The following is a 5,372-nucleotide window of genomic DNA, read 5'->3' as shown; positions in this document are numbered from 1 at the left end:
GCCGCCCAGCGCCGCGCGCGGCAACTGAGCCGCGGCCGCGCTCATTCGCTGATCGGCAGGCACAGGGTTTCCTTGACTTCCTCCATCACGATGTAGCTCTTGGATTCGCGGACATGCGGCAGGGTCAGCAGGGTGCTGCCCAGCAGCTTGCGGTAGGAGGCCATCTCGTTGATGCGGGCCTTGAGCAGGTAGTCGAAGTCACCGGACATCAGATGGCACTCCAGCACGTTGGGCAGCTTCAGCGCCGCGCGGCGGAACTCCTCGAAGATGTCGCCGGATTTGTAGGCCAGGCTGATTTCCACGAACACCAGCAGTCCGGCTTTCACCGAAGACGGATCCAGCCGCGCGTAGTAGCCGGTGATCACGCCTTCGCGTTCCAGCCGCCGCACCCGCTCGGTGCAGGGCGTGGTTGACAGGCCCACGCGCTCGCCCAGCTCGGTGAAGGAAATGCGTCCTTCCTGCTGCAGGATGCGCAGGATCTTGCGGTCGATCTTGTCCAGTTCGCGGCTGCGGGTGGCCATGGCGGCTCTGCTTTTGATGAACGAAACGGGAAATTAGCCTGATTTTTCCGGTCAATACAGAAAAAACAACTGGCTTGGCCTGAATATACTGCGCCGTTCCTAGTCCCTGCTGTCCTCTGTGCAGGGAATCATGTGGTCCGGAGAAAGAAAATGCGTGTTCTGGTGCTCGGCAGCGGTGTGATCGGCACGACCAGTGCCTGGTATCTGCGGCAGGCCGGCTTTGAGGTCACCGTGGTCGACCGGCAGCCGGCGCCGGCGCTGGAAACCAGCTTCGCCAACGCCGGCCAGCTGTCCTTCGGCTACACCTCGCCGTGGGCCGCGCCCGGGGTGCCGTTCAAGGCGATCAAGTGGCTGTTCGAAGAACATGCGCCACTGGCGATCCGCCCGACCGGCGATCTGAACCAGTACCGCTGGCTGTGGCAGATGCTGCGCAACTGCACCTCGGCCCGTTACGCGGTGAACAAGGCGCGCATGGTGCGCGTATCCGACTACAGCCGCGACTGCATCAACGAGCTGCGTGCGGCCACCGGTATCGACTACGAGGGGCGCCAGCTGGGTACCACCCAGCTGTTCCGCACCCAGCAGCAGCTGGATGCCGCCGCGCAGGACATCGAGGTGCTGCGCCAGTACGGCGTGCCGTATGAAGTGCTCGACCGCCAGGGCATCGCCCGCGTCGAACCGGCGCTGGCCGGCAAAACCGGCATGCTGGTCGGCGCACTGCGCCTGCCCGAGGACCAGACCGGCGATTGCCAGCTGTTCACCGACAAGCTGGCCGCGCTGGCCGCCGGGAACGGCGTGGAGTTCCGCTTCGACCAGACCATCAGCGCCATCCATGCCGACGGCGACCGCATCACCGGAGTGCGCATCAACGGCCAGCTGGAAACCGCCGACCACTACGTGCTGGCGCTGGGCAGTTACTCGCCCCAGCTGCTCGCGCCGCTGGGCCTGCAGCTGCCGGTGTATCCGCTGAAGGGCTACTCGCTGACCCTGCCCATTACCAACGCGGCGATGGCACCGAACTCGACCATCCTCGACGAAAGCTACAAGATCGCCGTCACCCGTTTTCAGGACCGCATCCGTGTCGGTGGCATGGCCGAAGCGTCCGGTTTCGACCTGTCGCTGGAGCCGCGCCGGCGCGCCACGCTGGAGAAGGTGGTCAAGGATCTGTATCCGGAGGGCGGCGACCTGTCGCGCGCCGAATTCTGGACCGGCCTGCGTCCGGCCACCCCGGACGGCACGCCGGTGATTGGCGCCACGCCGTATCGCAACCTGTTCCTCAATACCGGCCACGGCACGCTGGCTGGACCATGGCCGCCGGCTCCGGCCGTTATCTGGCCGACCTGATGGGCGGCAAGACGCCCCAGATCAGCAGCGAAGGCCTTGATATCTTCCGCTACGGCAAGGGACGGCACTGATGCGTCCGGCACAGGCACTGATCGACCTGGACGCGCTGCGCCACAACTACCGCCTGGCCAGGCAATTGGGCGGCGGCAAGGCGCTGGCCATCATCAAGGCCGATGCCTATGGCCATGGTGCGGTGGCCTGCGCGCGCGCGCTGCAGGACGAGGCCGACGGCTTTGGCGTGGCCTGCATCGAAGAGGCGCTGGAGCTGCGCCAGGCCGGCATCCGAGGTCCGATCCTGCTGATGGAAGGCTTCTTCGATGCGGCCGAACTGCCGCTGATCGTCGAGCACGATTTCTGGACGGTCGTGTCCTCACGCTGGCAGCTCGAAGCGGTGGAGGCGTTCCAGACCGGTGCCAGGCTGCATATCTGGCTCAAGCTGGACAGCGGCATGCACCGGCTGGGTCTGTCGCCGGAAGAGTTCCGCGACGCGCATGCCCGCCTGAGCGCACTGCCGCAGGTCGGCCCGCTGGTGCTGATGACCCACCTGGCGCGTGCCGATGAACTGGACAGCAACCGCACCCGGGAGCAGCTCGATATCTTCGTTCGTGCGACAGAAGGTTTGGCCGGTGAAACCAGCCTGTGCAATTCGCCGGCGCTGCTGGGCTGGCCGCAGGTGCGCAGCGATTGGGTACGCCCGGGCCTGATGCTGTATGGCGCCGACCCGCTGTATCCGCAGCCCAGTCCGCACGCCGCGCAGCTGCGCCCGGTGATGACACTGCAGTCGCGGGTGATCGCGGTGCGCGAACTGGGTGTGGGGGAGCCGCTGGGCTATGGCGCGCGCTTTGTCGCTGAGCGGCCGACACGAGTAGGTGTGGTGGCGATGGGGTATGCCGATGGCTATCCGCAGTTCGCCCCCAATGGCACGCCGGTGCTGATCGAAGGCGTGCCGGGGCACCTGATCGGCCGCGTGTCGATGGACATGCTGACCGTGGATCTGACCGATCACCCGCAGGCCGGCCACGGCAGCCTCGTGCAGCTGTGGGGCAGCGCGCCGACCATCGCCGAACTGGCGCCGCGTTGCAACACCAGTGCCTACCGGCTGCCGTGCAGCCTCAAACGCACACCGCGCGTCTATCTGTCCGAGTAACGAAAAGGGCCGCAGTGCGGCCCTTTTCTGTGGGGGAACCACGGCATCCGCAGTAGCGGCGTGCCGCCTGCGAGGCGGCCGGCCGCTTACCGTCCGGCCGCCGTGTCCTGGCGGAACTCGCGGCGCAGCCAGTCGTTGAGCATCCGCTTCTCATAGCGCAGCGGGTCGGTGTCACTGGGCATGCTGCTGTTGAGCAGGTACGCGGTGTCCACCAGCTTGCGCTCGCCCTGGGCGATCACTTGGCCATTGGCGTCGGTGAGGGTGAACTGCAGGGTGATCCGCGGCGGATAGATGTCGCGCATGATCCGCACATCGTCCAGTCGCGGGCCGCGCCACGGCTCGTAGTCGCCGGCACGTTTGATGTCGGTGAAAGTGACGTCCAGTTGCTGTCCCGCCGGCAACTGTTTGTCGGCCTGCTTGCGCAGGTACCCGGCCAGCTGCGTCACCCAGTCGCCTCGTTCGGCATCCCAGCGGTTGCGGCTCTGGCGCAGTTCGGTGAACTGGGCCGGATCGGTCCACTGCACCTGTACCCGGCCTTCGGCGGGCAGCGCCCGCGGTGCGTCGGGCGCGGTGATGGTGCGGGGACCGGCATGGACAGTGCCCGCAGCCAGAATGCAGGCCAGTGCCACTCGGGCAAGGGTCGAAGTTTTCATGGAAATCTCCGTAGGTATAGCGTGTCTGGAGTGTGGGGCCTGCCTGGGCGCGGAACAATGCTGGTCGTGGCGCGCACGCGCGGAAGTTGCGCGGGATTCATCATCACGTTGTGTCGATAGGCCGGTGCCCAGACTGGCGCTGCTCCCGTTTGCTCCGTCTGTCCTTCCGCCGCCGGTGACATGCTCCCTTCTCCGAATCCGCCACGTCTTCCGCTGGTGCCCGTTGCCGATGCGGACCTGGAAAACTCCCTGCTCTATCAGGAGTTGATCGAAGCGGTAGGCACGGGTTTCTGCGTGGTCGAGATGGTGTTCAGCGACGGGGTGCCGGTGGACTTCATCTATCGTCGGGTGAATGCCGCGTTCGAGCGCATCACCGGCTTGCACCAGGTCACCGGTCGGCGCGCCCGCGAGCTGGTCCCCAGCCTGGAGGACTACTGGTTCCGCGTGTTCGGTCGTGTGGTCGAAGAGGGCGTGACGGTGCAGTTCGAGCGCGAGGTGCCCGCGCTGGGACGCTGGTATTCGGTGGAAGCGGTGCGCCTGGGCGCCGAAGGGCAGCGCCGGCTTGGCGTGCTGTTTTTCGATATTTCCCGGCGCAGGCAGGTTGAAACCGAGCTGGCCGAGAGCGAGGCGCGCTTCAGCGCACTGGCCGACGGCCTGCCGATGCCGGTGTGGGTGGTCGATGACCTGGGCCAGCTGCGCTTCATCAACAACGCCTTCTCCACGTTTTTCGGTACCGCCAGCAACCACGTTTTTGGCGCGCGCTGGTGGCAGGGGCTGCTGCATCCGGACGAGCTGGCGCCATTTGAATACGAACTGCGCACCGCGCTGGCCGAAGAGCGTGCCTTGCACCTGAACGTACGCGTGCAGCGCCATGATGGGCAATGGCGCTGGCTGGAGATGAACGCGGTGCCGCGCTTTTCCCCGGACGGACGCTTCATCGGCCTGGCCGGCAACAGTCCGGATATCACCGAGCGGCGTGAAATCGATAGGGCGCGCGAGGAACTGCTGGCGGCCGAGCGCACCGCCCGCAACGCCGCTGAAAGCACCACGCGGCTGAAGGATGAATTCCTGGCCACGCTGTCGCACGAGCTGCGCACGCCCCTGACCACGATTCTGGGCTGGAGCGAGCTGCTGCTGCAGCGCATGCCGGCCGAGCATCCGATGCGCCGTGGCCTGGAGGTGATCGCCAGCAGTGCGCTGGCGCAGAAGAGTCTGATGTCGGACATGCTCGACCTGAGCAGCATGCTGCTGGGCAAGGTGCAGCTGGAGGTGGAGGTGCTGGATCTGGCCGCGCAGGTGCGTGAAGCGGTCCAGGCGCAGGCGCTGGTGGCCGAGGGCAAGGCGCAGACGCTGCTGGTGAAGGTGCCTAAGATGCGCTGTCCGGTGCTGGGCGACGCCACCCGGTTGCAGCAGGTGCTGTGGAACCTGCTGTCCAACGCGATCAAGTTCACCCCGGTGGAGGGGCGGGTGGAAGTGGCGGTGCTGCAGGCACCGGGACACTTCGTGGTCGAGGTGCGCGACAACGGGGACGGCATCGCCCCGGAGTTTCTGGAGCACCTGTTCGGCCGCTTCCGTCAGGCCGATGGCACGACCACCCGTCGCCATGGCGGGCTGGGATTGGGGCTGGCCATCGTCCAGCAGCTGACCGAACTGCATGGCGGCAGCGTTTCGGCGGCCAGCGGCGGGGCCGGCCAGGGCGCGGTATTC

The 5,372-nt window shown here is 66.5% G+C and carries 4 protein-coding genes and 1 pseudogene; 3 read left to right on the top strand and 2 right to left on the bottom strand.

Annotation, left to right across the window (positions count from 1 at the left end; genetic code table 11):
* Positions 1-41: 41 nt before the first annotated feature.
* Positions 42-521 carry a winged helix-turn-helix transcriptional regulator gene (locus JCM9942_RS10510; protein WP_054659526.1) on the bottom strand — a complete coding sequence of 160 codons (480 nt, stop codon included), beginning with the start codon at positions 519-521 and terminating at the stop codon, positions 42-44.
* 150 nt (positions 522-671) lie between these two features.
* On the opposite strand from JCM9942_RS10510, the pseudogene JCM9942_RS10505 reads away from it, so the two are divergent.
* A pseudogene (locus JCM9942_RS10505) lies at positions 672-1,936 on the top strand (D-amino acid dehydrogenase).
* A complete protein-coding gene (alr, locus tag JCM9942_RS10500) occupies positions 1,936-3,012 on the top strand; it encodes an alanine racemase (protein ID WP_054659524.1) in 1,077 nt (358 codons plus the stop codon). Before JCM9942_RS10505 ends, alr begins: the two are co-directional and overlap by 1 nt.
* An 86-nt stretch (positions 3,013-3,098) precedes the next feature.
* On the opposite strand, the gene JCM9942_RS10495 is transcribed toward alr, so the two are convergent.
* Entirely contained in the window at positions 3,099-3,665 is a 567-nt protein-coding gene (locus tag JCM9942_RS10495; RefSeq protein WP_054659522.1) for a DUF3016 domain-containing protein, read from the bottom strand.
* Between the two features lie 180 nt (positions 3,666-3,845).
* Between JCM9942_RS10495 and JCM9942_RS10490 the strand changes: the two genes are divergently transcribed.
* The coding region (locus tag JCM9942_RS10490) for a sensor histidine kinase (RefSeq protein ID WP_083468500.1) at positions 3,846-5,372 on the top strand (1,527 nt) is incomplete at its 3' end.

It is taken from the genome of Stenotrophomonas pictorum JCM 9942 (genome assembly GCF_001310775.1).
Lineage (GTDB): Bacteria > Pseudomonadota > Gammaproteobacteria > Xanthomonadales > Xanthomonadaceae > Stenotrophomonas > Stenotrophomonas pictorum.
Note: the sequence above shows the minus strand (reverse complement) of the source record. Positions and strands in the feature narration are given on the sequence as shown.